Annotated in this window: 17 protein-coding genes; 5 read left to right on the forward strand and 12 right to left on the reverse strand. The window is 66.8% G+C overall.

All coding sequences use genetic code 11. The annotated features are described in order from the left end of the window. Nucleotides 1–120 precede the first annotated feature (120 nt). Together ACT2B0_RS11635 and ACT2B0_RS11640 are read right to left on the reverse strand one after the other, a co-directional pair. Complete coding sequence (locus tag ACT2B0_RS11635; protein ID WP_473464889.1) at nt 121–831, reverse strand: nucleotidyltransferase family protein; 711 nt, start codon at nt 829–831, stop codon at nt 121–123. 458 nt (nt 832–1,289) lie between these two features. Further along, nucleotides 1,290–2,687, reverse strand: a complete 1,398-nt coding sequence (locus tag ACT2B0_RS11640) for an aminotransferase-like domain-containing protein (protein WP_473464892.1) — start codon at nt 2,685–2,687, stop codon at nt 1,290–1,292. Nucleotides 2,688–2,794: 107 nt separating this feature from the next. Here ACT2B0_RS11640 and ACT2B0_RS11645 point away from each other — a divergent pair, with 107 nt between their 5' ends. After that, nucleotides 2,795–3,658, forward strand: coding sequence for a DMT family transporter (locus tag ACT2B0_RS11645; RefSeq protein ID WP_473464894.1), 864 nt, complete (start codon nt 2,795–2,797; stop codon nt 3,656–3,658). Between the two features lie 28 nt (nt 3,659–3,686). Here ACT2B0_RS11645 and ACT2B0_RS11650 read toward each other — a convergent pair whose 3' ends face one another. From ACT2B0_RS11650 to ACT2B0_RS11660, 3 genes are all read right to left on the reverse strand, one after another. Continuing rightward, a complete protein-coding gene (locus tag ACT2B0_RS11650) occupies nt 3,687–4,046 on the reverse strand; it encodes a DUF488 domain-containing protein (protein WP_473464896.1) in 360 nt (119 codons plus the stop codon). 281 nt (nt 4,047–4,327) lie between these two features. Next, complete coding sequence (locus ACT2B0_RS11655) at nt 4,328–4,972, reverse strand: DapH/DapD/GlmU-related protein (protein ID WP_473464899.1); 645 nt, start codon at nt 4,970–4,972, stop codon at nt 4,328–4,330. An 85-nt stretch (nt 4,973–5,057) separates the two neighbouring features. Then, nucleotides 5,058–5,549: a CreA family protein gene (locus ACT2B0_RS11660; protein WP_473464902.1), complete on the reverse strand. Its 492-nt coding sequence runs from the start codon at nt 5,547–5,549 to the stop codon at nt 5,058–5,060. Between the two features lie 135 nt (nt 5,550–5,684). On the opposite strand from ACT2B0_RS11660, the gene ACT2B0_RS11665 reads away from it, so the two are divergent. The 3 genes from ACT2B0_RS11665 (at nt 5,685) to ACT2B0_RS11675 (ending at nt 7,498) form a co-directional block, all read left to right on the forward strand. Further along, nucleotides 5,685–5,828, forward strand: coding sequence for a hypothetical protein (locus ACT2B0_RS11665; RefSeq protein WP_473464904.1), 144 nt, complete (start codon nt 5,685–5,687; stop codon nt 5,826–5,828). Between the two features lie 42 nt (nt 5,829–5,870). Further along, the gene (locus ACT2B0_RS11670; RefSeq protein ID WP_106571574.1) at nt 5,871–6,452 is read left to right on the forward strand and encodes an SCO family protein; all 582 of its coding nucleotides are present in this window, start codon (nt 5,871–5,873) and stop codon (nt 6,450–6,452) included. Between the two features lie 173 nt (nt 6,453–6,625). Continuing rightward, on the forward strand, nt 6,626–7,498 hold the full coding sequence (locus tag ACT2B0_RS11675) for a 50S ribosomal protein L11 methyltransferase (protein WP_473464907.1): 873 nt from the start codon (nt 6,626–6,628) through the stop codon (nt 7,496–7,498). A 120-nt stretch (nt 7,499–7,618) separates the two neighbouring features. Here the strand turns inward: ACT2B0_RS11675 and ACT2B0_RS11680 are convergent, their stop codons facing one another. Then, nucleotides 7,619–7,798, reverse strand: a complete 180-nt coding sequence (locus tag ACT2B0_RS11680) for a hypothetical protein (RefSeq protein ID WP_106571568.1) — start codon at nt 7,796–7,798, stop codon at nt 7,619–7,621. Between the two features lie 208 nt (nt 7,799–8,006). Here ACT2B0_RS11680 and ACT2B0_RS11685 point away from each other — a divergent pair, with 208 nt between their 5' ends. Next, nucleotides 8,007–9,842 carry an aminopeptidase P family protein gene (locus ACT2B0_RS11685; protein WP_473464910.1) on the forward strand — a complete coding sequence of 612 codons (1,836 nt, stop codon included), beginning with the start codon at nt 8,007–8,009 and terminating at the stop codon, nt 9,840–9,842. Nucleotides 9,843–9,960: 118 nt separating this feature from the next. On the opposite strand, the gene ACT2B0_RS11690 is transcribed toward ACT2B0_RS11685, so the two are convergent. The 6 genes from ACT2B0_RS11690 to lpxC all read right to left on the reverse strand — a co-directional run bounded on the left by ACT2B0_RS11690 (nt 9,961) and on the right by lpxC (nt 17,014). After that, nucleotides 9,961–10,257, reverse strand: a complete 297-nt coding sequence (locus ACT2B0_RS11690) for an AzlD family protein (RefSeq protein ID WP_473464912.1) — start codon at nt 10,255–10,257, stop codon at nt 9,961–9,963. Continuing rightward, nucleotides 10,254–11,015 (reverse strand): AzlC family ABC transporter permease, encoded by a 762-nt coding sequence (locus ACT2B0_RS11695; RefSeq protein ID WP_473464914.1) that lies wholly within the window; start codon nt 11,013–11,015, stop codon nt 10,254–10,256. Before ACT2B0_RS11695 ends, ACT2B0_RS11690 begins: the two co-directional genes overlap by 4 nt. Nucleotides 11,016–11,159: 144 nt before the next feature. Further along, a complete protein-coding gene (gene ligA, locus ACT2B0_RS11700; protein WP_473464917.1) occupies nt 11,160–13,283 on the reverse strand; it encodes an NAD-dependent DNA ligase LigA in 2,124 nt (707 codons plus the stop codon). A gap of 84 nt (nt 13,284–13,367) precedes the next feature. Continuing rightward, nucleotides 13,368–15,041, reverse strand: a complete 1,674-nt coding sequence (recN, locus tag ACT2B0_RS11705) for a DNA repair protein RecN (protein WP_473464918.1) — start codon at nt 15,039–15,041, stop codon at nt 13,368–13,370. An 18-nt stretch (nt 15,042–15,059) separates the two neighbouring features. Continuing rightward, nucleotides 15,060–15,926: an outer membrane protein assembly factor BamD gene (locus tag ACT2B0_RS11710; protein ID WP_473464921.1), complete on the reverse strand. Its 867-nt coding sequence runs from the start codon at nt 15,924–15,926 to the stop codon at nt 15,060–15,062. Nucleotides 15,927–16,063: 137 nt separating this feature from the next. After that, a complete protein-coding gene (gene lpxC / locus ACT2B0_RS11715) occupies nt 16,064–17,014 on the reverse strand; it encodes a UDP-3-O-acyl-N-acetylglucosamine deacetylase (protein ID WP_473465947.1) in 951 nt (316 codons plus the stop codon). Nucleotides 17,015–17,258 lie beyond the last annotated feature (244 nt).

The raw sequence follows: 17,258 nt of genomic DNA on the forward strand, positions 1-17,258 counted from the left end.
ACATGACGAATACGTCTTCGACCATCGCCAAGCAGATCACTGGCAACAAAAAATAGTTTCGTTCCGAAGTACACCCTTCTTTCAGACCAAGCTAAGCGGCCTTGCCCGCACCATGCCCCCTCATACCAGCGCTGAAAGCCGTTCCGCCGTCTCGGGCAAGCGTTTCAGACTTGCCTTAATGCGGTCGCGCCAGCGCGACCCACGCGAGAGCGCGTCCTCGTAGGCTTCCGCCAAATCGTCCGGACGGTCCAGAGAAAGGACCGCCACGAGAAACTCGGCCTGGGCACGATCCTTGCGCGCCTTCAGTTGATCCGGCCCGCCGCGGCGCCGGTCGGCGACGATCAGCTTGTGGATCGCGAAACGTTCGGGCCGCGGCATCTGCACCAAAACCCCGGAACGATAGAGAGCGACCGCATGAATGGGGTCCGCGATCAGGAAGTTCAGGTAGTTCAGCGCCTGCGCGCTCACGCCCAAAGCTGGCAGCGGCTTGACTTTTTCCTCGCCGAAGGCCGGTGTCAGAAACTCGACCATCGCTTCCGAATGGCTCTGTCGCCATTTCCAGATCTGCCGGTCGTTGAGACCGGGAAACGGGTCGAACTTGAGCAACTTGAGGATATCGGCGGGATTTTCTTCGACCGTGTCTTCCACAACGATCGAGAGCCGTTGGAAGCTGGCGAAATCGATGTCACCGGTTTGAGCCAGTTCCTCGTAATCCATCCGCACCCCGAGTTCTCCCTGATAGAGACCGTAGGCCGATGTCCCCACAAGCGTGCCACCGAGCCGGAAACACCCCTGCCCGAGCAAAGGCGAGAAGGATCGACCCGGTTTCACGATCCGTCGTGATAAGACCTTCAGCCCGGAGCGCTCTGGAAAGCCGAGCCATCCGGTTGCGGCGTGCGGCTCCGTCGACCTTGAGCGCTTCAGCGCGTTGCAATCGCGCGCAATTCCGGCTTGTCCTCGCCGAGATACCGGCTCATCATCTCCTTACCGATCCGGAAGCGCTCTTAGAGATAGGTACGCCCGTTACGCTTGCGCTCCTCAATGGTGCCGATCAGGCTGGCGGCCCGTTCGTCGAGATGGAGACGCAGCAGATCTTGATACGCCACGACGGCCGGGCGACTGTGAGCGACAATGTCCATGTCCCGCTGTGTTCCGCGCAATTTGTGTGTATCAAACTGCTTTCTGCTGCACATGGGCGCAAGTGTGCAGCAGAAAAATTACTGATGCACATGAAGCCCGTCTGTCGCCTCCGCCAACGCTCCCCGTACCCGTGCCGGCACTCAGCGCCGCTACCCGCGCGCCTCGCGGAGCGCCTGGTCGAGCACGGCAAACACCGGTTCCGGGCATTGGGCGACGTTGAAGCGCAGGAAGCCGGTTGCCGATTGCGACACGCTGAACACGTTGCCGGGCGCAAGCACCACGTCATGCTCGAGCGCCCGCCGCGCGACGTCGGCGGCGTCCACGTCCTGCGGCAGCGCGCACCACAAGAACATGCCGGCCTGCGGCTCGAGCCAGGGTTTCAGGCCGATCCGTTTCAGTCTCGTCCCCACCTCGGCGCGGGCGCGCGCCAGCCGGGTCCTGAGCGTCTCGCAATGCTTGCGGTAGACGCTGTCGGTCAGAACGCGCAGCACCAGCGCCGCGTCCAGCCGGCCGCCGCCGAACGTGGTGGCGATCTTCAGATCGACGAGCCGCTCCACCCAGTCGCCGCGCGCGGCGATGAAACCGCAGCGCGCCGACGCCGACAGGGTTTTGGAAAAACTGCCGATCTGGATCACCCGCTCGAGCCCGTCGAAGGCGGCGAGCCGTGGCGCGGGCCGATGCTCGAAATCGGCGAAAATGTCGTCCTCGACCACGGTCACGGAAAAGTCTTCGGCAAGCTTCAGCACCCGGTGCGCGGTCGCCGCCGACAGCGTCGCGCCGGTCGGATTGTGGATCGCGGCATTGGTGATGTAGAGCTTCGGCCGATGGGCGGCGAGCGCAGCGGCAAAGGCAGCGATGTCGGGCCCGCTCGGCGTGTGCGCGACGCCGACCACGGTGACGCGATAGGCGCGCAGCAGCGCCTGGAAGTTGAAATAGCACGGATCGTCGACCACCACCGTGTCACCGGGCTCCAGAACAAGCCGGCAGATCAGGTCGATCGCCTGCGTGCCGGACTCCGTCAGCACGATCCGCTCGGGTGCGGCTTCCACCCCCTTGTCGGCCAGGCGCCGCGCGATCAGCTGGCGCAGCGGCGCCAGCCCCAGCGGCGTTGCGTAATCCGCCAGCACCGCCTCGTCGGCGCGCGCCAAACCGCGCAGCGCCCTGCGCACGGCCTCCTGTGGCAGCCAGGACGGCGGCAGCCAGCCGCAACCCGGCTTGAGGGCGGTCGCGCCCGCCTCCAGCGACTGGCGCGACACCCATAGCGGGTCGATCGCCCGGTCGCGCCGCGGCCCGACCCGGGCCAGCTCCAGCGGCGCGGCCTGGGCCGCGACGTAAAATCCCGAGCCCGGGCGCGCGCCGATCAACCCTTCGGCAACCAGCCGGTCATAGGCCTCGACCACGGTCGAGGGCGACACACCGGCCATGCGCGCCATCTGGCGGATCGACGGCAGCCGCGCCCCGGCTGTCAGGGCGCGGCCGGCGACACGCTGCCGGATCGTCTCCATCACCATCGCCACGCGGCCGCCGCCCCGGTCTGGAATCGTCATCCGTATTGCATCCGTTATCGGTACAGTTTGGCCAGATTGTATCGCACCGTTTCTTCCAGAAATAGCCCTGCCGGGCGATAGCGAGGCTCCAATGCGAAGGAAACGGCATGGACAGGACGACACAGGGCTGGATCGCCGGTTTGATCGGCGTGGTGATCTTTTCGGCTTCCCTGCCGGCCACCCGCGTGGCGGTTCTCGATTTCGACCCGGTGTTTTTGACCGTCGCGCGCGCCACGATCGCCGGCCTGCTCGCGATCGCCCTGTTGCGGGGCTTCGGCGCGGCGCGCCCGACGCGCGCCGACCTGCCCTCGCTCGCCATCGTGGCGCTGGGCGTCGTTGTCGGCTTTCCGCTGTTTACCGCGCTGGCGCTCGAGCACGTCACCGCGGCCCATTCGATCGTCTTTATCGGCCTGTTGCCGCTTGCCACCGCCATTTTCGCCGTCCTGCGCGGCGGCGAGCGGCCCAGGCCGGCCTTCTGGCTGTTTTCGGGCCTCGGCAGCACGCTCGTTGTCGGTTTCGCGCTGGCGCAGGGCGTCGCCGCCTCGCCGGTCGGCGACCTGCTGATGCTGGCGGCGATCGTGGTCTGCGGCCTGGGTTACGCCGAGGGCGCCAGGCTCTCGCGCAGGCTCGGCGGCTGGCAGGTGATCTCGTGGGCGCTCGTCCTGTCGCTGCCGGTCATGGCGCTGCTGAGCGTAATCACCATGCCGCAAACGTTTATCGGTATCGGCGTCCCGGCCTGGATCGGCCTTGCCTATGTGTCGCTGTTCAGCATGTTGATCGGGTTTTTCTTCTGGTATCGCGGCCTGGCCGCAGGCGGCATCGCCACGGTCGGCCAGCTCCAGCTGCTGCAGCCGTTCTTCGGCTTCGCGCTCGCGGCCGGGTTGCTCGGCGAGCCGGTGACGACCGCCATGCTCACCGTCACGGTCGCGGTGATCGCCTGCGTGGCCGGCGCGCGCCGGTTCGCCGGCTGAGGTCCGATGACTGGCTCCATGCGACCGGTCAGTCCCCGCCCGGCGCGGCAAGCATCTCGCGGATGACCACGGCCTGGTTGTGCCGCTCGTCGCGGGCCGAATAGACCAGCGTCAGCGGCCCGTCGCGGCCATGCGCCCGCAACGCCTCGAGCAGGTCGCGCCGCTGGTCGAGCTCGTCGCGATAGCGCCGGCGAAACGCGTCCCAGCGTTCGGGGTCGTGGCCGAACCATGTGCGCAACGCCGTCGAGGGGCCGATCTCGGGCATCCACAGATCGACCGCCGCCTTGGCCTTCGAGAGGCCGCGCGGCCAGACCCGGTCGACCAGCACCCGAAACCCGTCATCGGCTTCGGCCGGCTGATAGACCCGCTTTATCCGCACCGTGTGCATGGCGCGCTCCCGATCTTCAGCCCCCGCGTCGATGCCGCACTCTAGCCCGGTTCCAGGCCGGGCGGAATATCGGCCGCCCCTGCCCGACAGAAAGGTGGCGCGGATACACGCAGAACGTGCCGCCGGCCTTTACCCGATCTCAAAAACCCATCGGCCAAGATGGGGATGCAGGCCAATCCCTGCACCGCCTTCCCCCAAGGCGGGGTGCTCCTCCCTTCCGTCGTGGCCCCCTGCGACGGAAGGGCTCCACCCTCGGCGAGCGGCTTGGCGCCGCGACAGGGTCACGCCCGTGACAACGGCTCCCATTTGTCCAAAAAGGCTTCGATTCCAAGGGTTTGCATATCCGGCACGGCCTCGAACAGCCTGGCGTCGGGCCAGTCCCACCAGCCGAGCCGCGAGATGCGCTCCGCGATTGGCGCGGAAAAGCGCGCCCGCAGCATCCGCGCAGGCGCACCGGCGACAATGGCAAACGGCGCGACATCCCCGGTCACGACCGCGTTGGCGCCGACCACCGCGCCGGTGCCCACCCGCACGCCGGGCAGGATCACCGCGCCATGGCCGATCCACACATCGTGACCGATGGAAACGGGTTTTGCCCGCCTTTGCGCGCGAAACGCCTGGTCGACACCAAGATAGCGGAAATATTCGTTGGGCCTGTAGCTGATCTTGTGGCTGGTCAGGCGTTCGATCGGGTGCTCGAGCGCGTTGATGCGTGTATTGGCCGCGATCGAGCAGAATTTGCCGATCTCGGTATAGATCGCCTCGCCGTGGCGCTCGAAATAGGAATAGTCGCCGACCGTGACCTCGCGCAAAACCACGCGCTCGCCGATCGCCACGTGGCGGCCGAGCCGGCAGGTCTTCAGCACCGCCGTGGAATGAATGCGCGGCGCCGGATCGGTAAATCGCAAATCGGCGCTGTCGCTCATCTCGGCTCCCCGGCTGCGCTTCAAGAGGGACGGCTTCAGGCCGGCCCGCAGCCTTAAGAGCCGGTCTGGCGGCAACCGGCAAGCCCTATTGCGGCTTGCCCTGGCTCCAGACGACCTTCTCGCCATAGAGCGGCACGGTCGAGATCGCCATCTTGGCCGAGCCGTCCTGAACCTGACGCGTGTGCGACAGATAGATCAGCGTATCGTTGGCCTTGTCGTAGATGCGATTGACCACCTGCTTCTTCCAGATCAGGCTGATGCCCTGTTTGAAGACCTCCTCGCCGCCTTCGCCGAGCGCGATGTCGCCGATCGTGATCGGCCCGGTCTGCCGGCACGACAGCGCGCTGTTGGAGGGATCCTCGAACCAGTTTCCCTTCTGCAGCCGGTCGATCATGCCGCGCTCGAAATAGGCGACGTGGCAGGTCACGCCGTCCACCTTGGGGTCGCGGATCGCCTCCACGATGATGTCGTTGCCGAGCCAGTCGACGCCGACCTCGCCCACTTCCTGGGCCTGCGCGCCGGTGGCTATTGCGCCGGCGGCCAGCATGGCTGCGGCAAGAACAAGAATGCGGCTCATCGAATACTCCTCATTGCTGTGACGGGCAGATGGGGCGTGCGCGGCGCCCCCGCAAGGGGCCCGGCGCGTGCGCGACCAAAAGCCCCTTTGCCAGCGACCTGCCGACACATTATTTTGTTGGTGAGAGGAAATACAATGTCCGTGCGCCGCGTCACCCAAACAACGTTGTTGGTCGCCGCCCTCGCCGCAGGCTCCGGCGTGGTGTTTGCCATGTGGGCGCAACAGGGACCTGAAATTTTCCTCGCGGTCGTCGAAAACGGTTTGGCCTGGTGTTTTTGAGATCGCTTCGACACGGATTTCGGCAGGCAGGATAAAAACACCATGATGCGCGGCGTTCTGATCGGCATTCTTTTTCTCATGGCCGGCGCCGTCGGCTGGCTGACATTCGACTGGTACCGCACCACCTATGGCGGCGGGGAAGCCTTCGGCGCCCCGTTCACGCTCGTCGACCAGAAGGGCGAAGAAATCACCGAGGCCGCTTTCAAGGGCAGCCCGACCGCGCTGTTCTTCGGTTTCACCCATTGTCCGGAAGTGTGCCCGACGACGCTCTACGAACTCGACGGCTGGCTCGCCCAGCTCGGCGAGGAGGGCGAGGAAATCGAAGCCTACTTCGTCTCCATCGACCCCGAGCGCGACACGCCGGACGTGCTCGACCGCTATGTCGCCAACGTGTCGGAGCGCATCACCGGCATCACCGGCGAGCCGCAGAAAGTCGCGGAAATGGCCAAGGCGTTCAAGATCTACGCCAAGAAGGTGCCGCTCGACGGCGGCGACTACACGATGGACCATACCGCGTCCGTGCTGCTTCTGGGCCGCGATGGCGACTTTTTCGGCACCATCGCCTATGGCGAGAACGCCGAGACCGCGATCGCCAAGCTGAAGCGGCTGGCCAACGAAAGCTGACCGGTAAAGCCGACCGACGGTCGCCGCCGGCAGCATTGCGGGGATCAAGCCACGCCCACGCCGCTGCTTGCGCGCCGGCCGCCGATCGGGCAGGAAGGCCGGCGCATGCGCGGCCCAGCTCCCCGCCCCGGCCCGCGTGCGCCCTGACAGCCGACCTGCCCGGACCTCCCGCCATGCAATGCCGTTTGTTCTTTTCAGCTCCGGAACCCGACGCCAGAAGGCTCTATGAGCTTCTCGATGTCGAGTTCGAGCGCGACGGCCACACCATCGCCATCACCGAAATCGACGAGGCGGCCGGCCTGCACAGTGTCGAGCTCTACGTCGACGAGGCCGGGCTGGACGAGGCGCGGGCGCGCATGCACGCCGTGGTGGCGCGCGCCGGCGTCGATGGCGCGATCGAGACGGAGACCCTGCCCGACATCGACTGGGTGGCGCGGTCGCTCGAGGGGCTGAAACCGGTGCGCGCCGGCCGGTTCCTGGTTCATGGCGCACACGACCGCGACCAGGTGCGCGCAAACGACCTGTCGATCGAGATCGAAGCCGCCCAGGCATTCGGCACCGGTCATCACGGCACCACCGCCGGCTGCCTGGAAATGATCGCCGACGTCGTGCGGCGCGAACGCCCGGCCAGCGTGCTCGATCTCGGCACCGGCAGCGGGGTGCTGGCGATCGCGGTCGCGAAACTGGCGCATGTGCCGGTCCTGGCCACCGATATCGATCCGATCGCGACCGCCGTCGCGGCGCGCAACATGCGGCTCAACCGCGTTGGCGCCGATGTCGACGCGGTGACGGCGACGGGTTTCCGCCATCGCGAAATCGCCCGGCGCGCGCCCTACGACCTGATTGTCGCAAACATCCTCGCCCGGCCGCTGATGCAGCTCGCTCCCGGCATGGCCCGGCACCTGCGCCCGGGCGGCTCGCTGATCCTGTCTGGGATCCTCGCACGCCAGCGCAATGCGGTGATCGCCGCCTATGCCGGACAGCGCTTCGGCCATGTCCGCACGCTGACGCGCGGCGAATGGGTGAGCCTGCATCTCATGCGTTAGATCGCCCGACAACCGGCGTTTTCTTCCGGCTGCCAACAAAAAAGAGCGGCTTCGTCGGAAGCCGCTCGTCCCGGCGCGGGCTGGAGGTCGCCGCCCGCGCGCCAATCCGCAAAACCGGGCCTAGTAGAAATAATAGCCCGTGCTGCGCTTCTTCAGCTCGGCGCGGCTGTAGCCATTGGCTTTCAGCGTCTCGTCGTCGAGCATCAACAGCGCACCGTTGACGTAGTGGTTGGCCTGACGCATGCGGGCCTCGACCATCCTGTCGAGCGCGTTACGGAAAAACCCACGTGTCTGTGCCATGTCTAAACCTCGCAATTGGAAGAAATGTCCTCCACGCTCCTTAGGTAGGCTCGGCGAGCGCGTTCCACCAGCGCCGGAGACGCATGGAAGCCATGCGCTTGTTGCAATGCAACAAAATCTATGCCGCACCTGCGAAAACCGTTCGCCATTGCCTCGCTTGTCGGGCCCGACTACGGTCTGCCGGATTTGATGGAGAGCAGAGACCGCGATGTTCCAGAACTTCGACACCGTTTCCGATCCGTCCCTGGCGGCAGGCCGGGTGGCGCGCCTGCGCGCAAGGCTCGCGCAGGCGGGTGTCGACGGGTTTCTGGTGCCGCGCGCCGACGAGCATCAGGGAGAATACGTGCCGGCCTGCGCCGAGCGGCTGGCTTGGATCACCGGCTTTACCGGCTCGGCCGGCGTCGCGCTGATCATGCAAGACAATGCATGGCTGTTCGTCGACGGCCGCTACACGCTGCAGGGTCGGACCCAGACCGATCCCGGCCTGTTCGAGATCGTCGATCTGGTCGAGACGCCGCCGGCCGTCTTCCTGCGCACGCGCTTGCCGGCGGGCGCCCGGATCGGGTTCGATCCCTGGCTGCACACGATCGACGAAGCCAGGAAGCTGCGAAAGGCGCTCGGCGAAGGCGGCGGCGCGCTGCTGGCGCTCGACGAGAACCCGCTCGACGCGGTCTGGCAGGACCGGCCGGCGCCGCCGCTGAAGCCGGTCGCGATCCATCCCGAGCGTTATGCCGGCCGGCTGGCGCGCGACAAGCTGGCCGACCTCGCCGCGGCGGTCGGCGCCGCCAAGGCCAGCCACACCGTGCTCACCGATCCAGCCTCTTTGTGCTGGGCCTTCAACATTCGCGGCGGCGACGTGCCGCATACCCCGTTGGCACTGGGGTTTTCGATCCTGCCCGCCGAAGGCCGGCCGCAACTTTTCATCGACAAGCGCAAGCTGCCGATGAAGACGGAAGCCTATCTGACCCAGCTCGCCGACCTTCAGCCGCCCTCGGCGTTGGAAGACGCCCTCGCCGACCTGGCCGGGAGCGGGGTCAAAATCGGGCTCGATCCCGCGCTTGCCGCCGAAAAGCTCAGGCTGGTCGTCGAGGATCGCGGCGGCACCGTCATCGCCCTGCCCGACCCCGCCCGCCTGCCGCGCGCAACCAAGAACGCGGCCGAACTGGCCGGAAGCCGGGCCGCGCATCGGCGCGACGGTGTCGCCGTCACCCGCTTCCTCGCCTGGCTCGACCGCCAGCCGGCCGGCACCGTCGACGAAATCGGCGCCGTGCGGGCCCTCGAGGACGCCCGGCGCACCGCCGGCGAGGCGGCGCAGATGCCGCTGCGCGACATCTCCTTCGACACGATTTCCGGCGCCGGCCCGAACGGCGCCGTCATCCACTACCGGGTGACGAACGCGACCAGCCGCACGCTCGCCCCCGGCGAGCTTTTTCTGGTCGATTCGGGCGGGCAATACGAGGACGGCACCACCGACATCACCCGCACGGTCGCCATCGGCGCGCCGAACGCGGAAATGCGCGAGCGTTACACGCTGGTGCTCAAGGGGCTGATCGGCATCACGGTGCTGAAATTTCCGCCCGGCACCCGCGGCAGCGACATCGACGCCGTCGCCCGCATGGCGCTCTGGAAGGCCGGCCTCGATTACGGCCACGGCACCGGCCACGGCGTCGGTTCCTACCTGTCCGTGCACGAAGGCCCCCAGCGCCTGGCCAGGACGGGAACCGAAAAGCTGCTTGCCGGCATGATCCTGTCCAACGAGCCCGGCTACTACAAGGAAGGCGCCTACGGCATCCGCATCGAAAACCTGATCGTCGTCGGCGAGGCGACGCCCGTTCCCGGCGGCGACAAACCGATGCACGGTTTCGAGACGCTGACGCTCGCCCCCTTCGACCGCCGGCTGATCGCCGAGGACTTGCTGACCAAAGAGGAACTGCAATGGCTCGACGGCTACCACGCCCGCGTGCTGGCCGAGATCGGGCCGATGCTGGACGGCGAGGACCGCGCCTGGCTGGAACGCGCCGCCGCGCCGCTGGCCCGCCACTGACCGCCCGGCGGCCGGATTAAGCGTTAGCAGGCGAAACGGAAGCCGGTTCGCCGTTCAAAAAATGTTTCAAAACAATAAGGTGAAGCCGATCTGCGATTGCGTGAAAAGCAGACCGGCTCTAGCCGAAAAACTGGCGCCCGGCGATCAGCACCGCGGCCCCGCCGAAAAACACGCTCATCATGCCGCCGCGCAGCCCGATCAGGCCGGCGGCGACCAGCGCCAGCGCCTCGGCCGGTCCGGCCGTATAGGCGGCCGGCGCCACCAGCGCGGTCAACACGGCCGTCGGCACCGCGTTCAGCCCCGCCTCCACGCGCGGATGGATGCGCGAAAACCGCGACAGCACGAGATGGCCGCCGCACCGCGTCAGATAGGTCAGCACCGCGCTGGCCAGGATGATCCAGGTGATCTCACTCATACGCTCTGCCCCGACTGGTCCGGCGGCGGATCGTCGTAATCCGCCCGCGCCTGCGGGCTCGGCGGCATCGCCGCCGCCAGCACGACGCCCGCCAGCGCGCCGACCGAGATGTGCCACGGCGATCCGATCGCCTTATAGGCCAAGATCGACACGACCGCGCTGACCAGCACCACCGGCAACCACAGCGGCCGGTTGCGGAAACCGACGACGAGGCCGAGAAAATAGATCGGCAGCAGGAAGTCGATGCCGAGCGCGTGCGGATCGGGAATCAGCGCGCCGAAGCGCGCGCCGAGCCAGGAATTGAACACCCAAAACACATAGACCGGCAGCGCCATGCCCAGATACCAGGCAAAGCCGACCGACCGGCCGCTTTCGCCGCGGCGCTCCGCTTCCGCGTATTGCGGATCGACCAGGAAGAAAAAGCCGACGGCCTTTTGCCAGGCGGTCCACCCGCCCATGCGCCGCCCGACGGCGGCGGAATAAAGAATATGGCGGAAATTGACGGCGAAGATCGAAAACACCACCAGCCACGGCGCGATCGTCTGGCCGAACAGTTCCAGGCCGACCATCTGGCTGGCGCCGGCGAAAACGGTCGCGCTCATCAACACGACCTGGAATTCGGTGAAGCCGTTCTGGATCGCCAGCGCGCCGAACAGGGCGGCGAAGGGCGCCACCGCCACGATGATCGGCAGGCCGAGGCGCGCCCCGGCCCTAAAGTCGGACGCGCCCTCGGACGCGTAGCTTGTATCTGCGGACATCGGCACTCCAGATCCGGCCTTATGTAGGAAGGCGCGTCCGGCCTGTCACATGAATTCGCTTGAGCCAGCCATCAGCCACGCTGATGTCCGGCGTCGGCAGGCGCCGGATAACCGCGACCACCGCCCCGCAGGCACCGCGTGCGCTCACATCCCGGCGATCCGCTCGAACCAGGTCGCCTCGTCGATCACCTCGATGCCGAGTTCGGCCGCCTTTTTCAGCTTCGAGCCGGCGCCGGGGCCGGCGACCACCAGATCGGTCTTGCTGGACACCGACCCGGCCGCCTTGGCGCCCAGCTTTTCGGCCATCGCCTTGGCCTCGTCGCGCGACATGCGCTCCAGCGCGCCGGTAAACACGATCGTCTTGCCCGCGACCGGCGAATCCGAGGCGATCTTTTCGGCGTCCCGCACCCGCACCTCACCGGCCAGCCGCTCGACCAGTTCGCGATTATGCGCCTCGCCGAAATAGCGTGCGATCGCGTCGATCACCGCATTGCCGATATCATCGAGCGCGTCCATGTCCTCGCGCGCGGTCTCGTCGCCGTGGGCAACGGCCAGCGCGGCGTCGTGAAAGGCCTGCCAGGACCCGTAGGCGCGCGCCAGCGTGCGCGCCGTCGTCTCGCCGACATGGCGAATGCCGAGCCCGTAGACCATGCGCTCCAGCGGAATGTCGCGGCGCGCCTCGATGGCGGCAAACAGCTTGGCGGCCGAGACCGCGCCGAACCCTTCCTTGTCTTTCAGTTTCTTCAGGTTCTTGTCGTCGCGCGCGGCGAGCGTGAAAATCTCGGCCGGGCTTCTGACCGGCAGGTCGGGATCGTTGAAGAAGAATTCGATCTGCTTTTCGCCCAGCCCCTCTATGTCGAAGGCCCGGCGCGAGACGAAGTGGCGCAAATGCTCGATACGCTGGAAGGGACAGGCGAATTCGCCGGTGCAGCGCCGGATCACCCCCTCGCTGCCGCCCGCCGTCTCCTCGCGCACCACCGGCGTTTTCAGATCGCACGGACACACGGAGGGAAACTCGAACGCGACCGCGTCGGCCGGTCGCTTGTCGAGGTCGACGCCCAGGATCTGCGGGATGACGTCCCCTGCCCGCTGCACGGTGACGGTGTCGCCGATCATCACGCCCAGCCGCTCGATCTCCTCGGCGTTGTGCAAGGTCGCGTTGGTCACCACCACCCCGCCGACCGTGACTGGGGTCAACCGCGCAACCGGGGTCAGCGCGCCGGTGCGCCCGACCTGGATATCGATGCCGGTGAGAACGGTGGTCGCCTTTTCGGCCGGAAATTTGTGCGCGGTCGCCCAGCGCGGCGAGCGCGAGACGAAACCGAGCCGCTGCTGCAGCCCCAGATCGTCGACCTTGTAGACCACCCCGTCGATATCGTAGCCGAGCCCGGCGCGGCTTTCCTCGATCAGCCGGTAATGGTCGAGCAGCCCGTCGACATCGGTGAAGCGACGCATCAGCGGATTGACGGGAAAGCCGTAGCCGGCGAAGGCTTCGACCATGCCCATCTGCGTGTCGGCCGGCATCGCGCTCACCTCGCCCCAGGCATAGGCGAAGAAATGCAGCGCCCGGCCGGCCGTGACCGAGGCGTCGAGCTGGCGGATCGAGCCGGCCGCCGTGTTGCGCGGGTTGACGTAGGTCGGCTTGCCCTCCCCCTCCTGGCGCCGGTTCAGCGCCAGAAAGTCGGCCTGGGTCATATAGACCTCGCCGCGCACTTCCAAAATCTCGGGAAAGTCGCCCGACAGCACGTTCGGAATGTCGGCGATCGTGCGGGCATTCGCGGTCACGTCCTCGCCGGTCTGGCCGTCGCCACGCGTCGCCGCCGTCACCAGGCGGCCGTTCTCGTAGCGCAGCGACAGGGACAGCCCGTCGATCTTGGGTTCGGCGGTGATGCCGAGCGCGGCATCGGCGGGCAGGCGCAGGAAGCGGCGCACCCGCTCGACGAACTCGCGCACCTCCTCGTCGGAAAACGCGTTGTCGAGCGACAGCATCGGCACGCGGTGGCGGACTTTCTCGAATTTCTCCGACACCGCGCCGCCGATGGCGTGGGAGGGCGAATCGGCGCGCGTCAGATGGGGAAAACGCTGCTCGATCGCCAGATTGCGGCGCCGAAGCGCGTCGTACTCGGCATCGGTGATGACCGGCGCGTCCTCGGAATGGTAACGCCGGTCGTGCTCGGCAATCTCGCCGGCAAGCCGCTCGAGCTCGGCGCCGGCCTCCTCTTCCGAAAGCGCGCCGACGGATTTGGAAGCGGAGGAGTGTTTTGGCATGGACGGTCCGCAGACTGGTTGCACGAGGCAGCGCCGGCTTTGCGGCGGCTGAGCGGCCAAGCTATGCCAGCTTTGCCGCAGACTTCAACTGACAGCCGCGTTCTCGCCCAGAAGCCTGCTTGCGGCGGCCCGCGCCTCGTCGGTGATGGTGGCGCCGGCGAGCATGCGCGCGATCTCCTCGCGCCGCGCCGCCTCGGCCAGCGCCTCGACCCCGGTCGCGACGCTTTCGGTGGTGCCGGTCTTGGAGATCAGGAAGTGATTCGCCGCCCGCGCCGCCACCTGCGGAGCGTGCGTGACCGAAAGCACCTGCACCCGCTCCGCCAGCCGCGCCAGCCTCTTGCCGATCGCATCGGCGACCGCGCCGCCGACACCGGTGTCGATTTCGTCGAAGACCAGCGTCGGCGCCGAACCGCGGTCGGCCAGCGCCACTTTCAGCGCCAGCAGGAAGCGCGACAGCTCGCCTCCGGAGGCGATCTTGACCATCGGGCCCGGCCGCGAGCCGGGATTGGTGCGCACCCAGAATTCGACCTGGTCGATGCCGTCCTCGCGCCGGTCGTCGGGCTCGCTGTCGATCTGGACGATGAATTCGGCCCGGTCGAGCTTCAGCGCGGGCAGTTCGGCCATCACCGCCGCCGACAGCATTGCGGCAGCGGCGTGGCGGTCGGCCGAAAGCGCAGCCGCGGCCCGGTCGTAGTCCTGGCGCGCCACGAGCGCCGCTTTTTCCAGTTCGGCCAGCCGCTCCTCGCCCGCATCGAGATCGGCAAGATCGGCGGCCATGCCGTCGCGCAGTTCGGCAAGCCCCTCGACCGCGACATTGTGCTTGCGCGCGGCCGCGCGCAGCGCGAACAGCCGCTCCTCGGCGTCCTCGAGCCGTTTGGGATCGAACTCGGTGGCGCGCATCGCCGCATCGATGCCGCTCTGCACCGAATCGAGCGCAATCAGCGCCTCGTCCAGCGCCTTGATCGTCTCCTCCAGCAGGCCCGGCGCTTCGCCGGATTTGCGCTCGAGCCGCCTGAGCAGGCTGGCAAGCTGCGGCACCGGCGAGGCGGGACCGGAAAACACCTCCTGCGCATCGCTGATCTCGCTGGCGATCTTTTCGGCCCGCATCATCGTCGCGCGCCGGCCGGCGAGTTCCTCCTCCTCGCCCGGCATCGGATCGAGCGTGTTGAGTTCGTCCACCGATGCGCGCAGATAATCGGCCTCGCGCGCCGCCGCCTCGACGCGGGCGCGATGGCGCGCCAGATCCTGGTCGGCCGCGCGCCACGCCCGCCAGCACGCCCGCACCGCCTCGGCCCGGTCGACCAGACCGCCAAACGCGTCGAGCAGGTCGCGATGCGCGTCCGGATCGACCAGCGCGCGTTCGTCGTGCTGGCCGTGGATTTCAACCAGCGCGCGCCCGACCTGACGCATCAGGCCGACGCTGGACGGTCGGTCGTTGACGAAGACGCGCGTGCGGCCGTCCGCCGTCTGCACCCGGCGCAAGACGATGTCGCCATCGTCGTCCATGGCGTTGTCGCGCAGGATCGCGCGGGCGGGATGATCGGTGGGAACGTCGAAAGCGGCGCTCACCTGGCCCTGCGCCGCGCCGGAGCGCACCAGCCCGGCATCGCCGCGCATGCCGAGCGCCAGGGACAGGGCGTCGAGCAGGATCGATTTTCCCGCGCCGGTCTCGCCGGTGAGCACCGAAAGACCGTCTGAAAACCCGATATCGAGCTTTTCGATCAGGACGATATCGCGAATCGAGAGTTGGACGAGCATTGCGTGCGCCCGCCCCCGTCAACCGCCGAGAATGGCAGCTCCGGCCTTCGACAGCCAAGACTTTCTGTTCTCGCGCGGCTCGAGCCCGCCGGTCTGCAGCAGCGCGTAGGAATCGCGGTACCACTGGCTGTCGGGATAATTGTGGCCGAGCACGGCGGCCGCCGTCTGCGCCTCGGAGGCCAGCCCCATGGCGAAATAGGCTTCCGTCAGGCGCGCCAGCGCTTCCTCGACATGGCGCGTATCCGAATAGGCCTCCACCACCAGGCGGAACCGCTTGATGGCGGCGATATATTCGCGCCGTTCGAGATAGTAGCGCCCGATCTGCATTTCCTTGCCGGCGAGCTGGTCGCGGGCGAAGCGCTTCTTGGTCTTGGCGTCCTCGACATATTCGGATTCGGGCCAGCGGGTGATCACCTCGTCCATGGCCTCGATCGTGTTGCGCGCGTCCTTCTGATCCTGCGTGACGTCGGGGATCTGCCGGAAATAGCTCAAGCCGACAATATACTGCGCGTAGGCCGCGTCATCCGTGTAGGGGTAGAGCGAAACGTAGCGCTTGCCCGTGTTGATGGCGTCCTGGTAGTTGCCCTGCCGGTAATTGGTGAAGGCGTGCATGACCATCGCGCGGCGGGCGAATTCCGAATAGGGGTGCTGGCGGTCGACGGCCTCGAACTTGGCGATCGCCTCGCTCATCCGGCCGGCTTCGAGATTGGCCAGGCCCTGATTGTAGAGCGTGTCCGCCGGCTCGATGTCCTCGACATAGCTGGCGAGGTCGATGTCCTTTTCCGAGGCGCAACCGGCCGCCGCGAACGGAAGCGCGAGCACCGACAGCGTCAGCAGGAACTTGCCCGCGCGTTTGCCTGGCCGTGAAATTCGATCGGATCGCATCTGTGCTCTGGTCCCTCGGGCCGATACGGCCTGCCGACCGATGCCATTAATCACAGCATCGGCTTTCGGGCAACGTTATCGCCCCTCAATCGCGCAATTTTGTGGCGAACACCGCCAGGCGCTGGGCCCTACAGCTATCAAAGCCGCCACGGCGCATAGGCCGGCGCGTTCACCGCGATCAATTCCGCCGAACGGCCGCGCTCGCGGCGTCCGGTCTCGACGATCTCGAACGCGCTCGGGTCGGACAACAGCAGCCGCAACGCGGTGGCGTTGAGGTTGTGCCCGCCGCGATAGGAGCGGAAACAGCCGATGAAACGCGCCCCCGCCAAAGCAAGGTCGCCCATCGCATCGAGCGTCTTGTGGCGCACGAACTCGTCTTCGTAGCGCAGGCCCTCGATATTCACGATGCTGTCGTCGTCGGCAATCACCAGCGAATTCTCCAGCGATGAACCGAGCGCGTAACCCGCCGCCCACAGCCGCTGCACGTCTTTCATGAAACCGAAGGTGCGCGCCCGAGCGATCTCGCGCTTGAAGACGCCGGGGTCGATGTCGGACGCGAAAATCTGGCGCCCGATCGCCTTGCTCTGGAAATCGATCTCGATCTCGAAACGGGTTCCGTCGTAGGGCAGAAATTCGGCCCACGAGCCGCCCTTCTCGACGCGGATCGGCTTCAGCACGCGGATGTAACGACGTTTGACGGCGAGCGGGCGAATACCGGCCTGTTCGAACGCCTCGACGAAATCCTCGCTGCTGCCGTCCATGATCGGCACTTCCGGCCCGTCAATGTCGATCGAGACATTGTCGATGCCAAGCGCGAACAGCGCCGCCATGAGATGCTCGACCGTCGCGATCTGCGGCCCGTCGGGCGCGCCGAGCGCCGTGCACAGATCGGTTGCGCCGATCTCCGAAACCAGCGCCCGGATCTCGACCGGCTCCCCCGCTCCGCCTTGATAGCAAAACACGATGCCCGAATCGGCGTCGGCCGGACCGAAATGGATCGTGACCGGCTTGCCGCAATGCACACCGACCCCCGACAGAGAGACGCGTGATTTCAGCGTGGTTTGATATTCGTGCAACTCTAATCCCATAGCCCCGCCCCGTACGAGACCGCTCGACCGATCGCAAGCCCGCGGTTCTCTTGCGCGTACGTTCAGGAACTCCAATCCCCGAAAGCCCTGCACAGCGCCTGTACAAATCGGAGCTGAAGATACTGTCCGCGCAGAGAGTCGCCAAATCACGGTTTCTTACTCAGTGTTACGAGTTCCCTTGTTGAGCCGCTTCCCACTACTTATTGATTTCATTGAAGAAACGAGGAGGCGGACGGGAAGTTTC

The sequence above is a fragment of the Nitratireductor sp. J20-h4 genome, assembly GCF_056780505.1.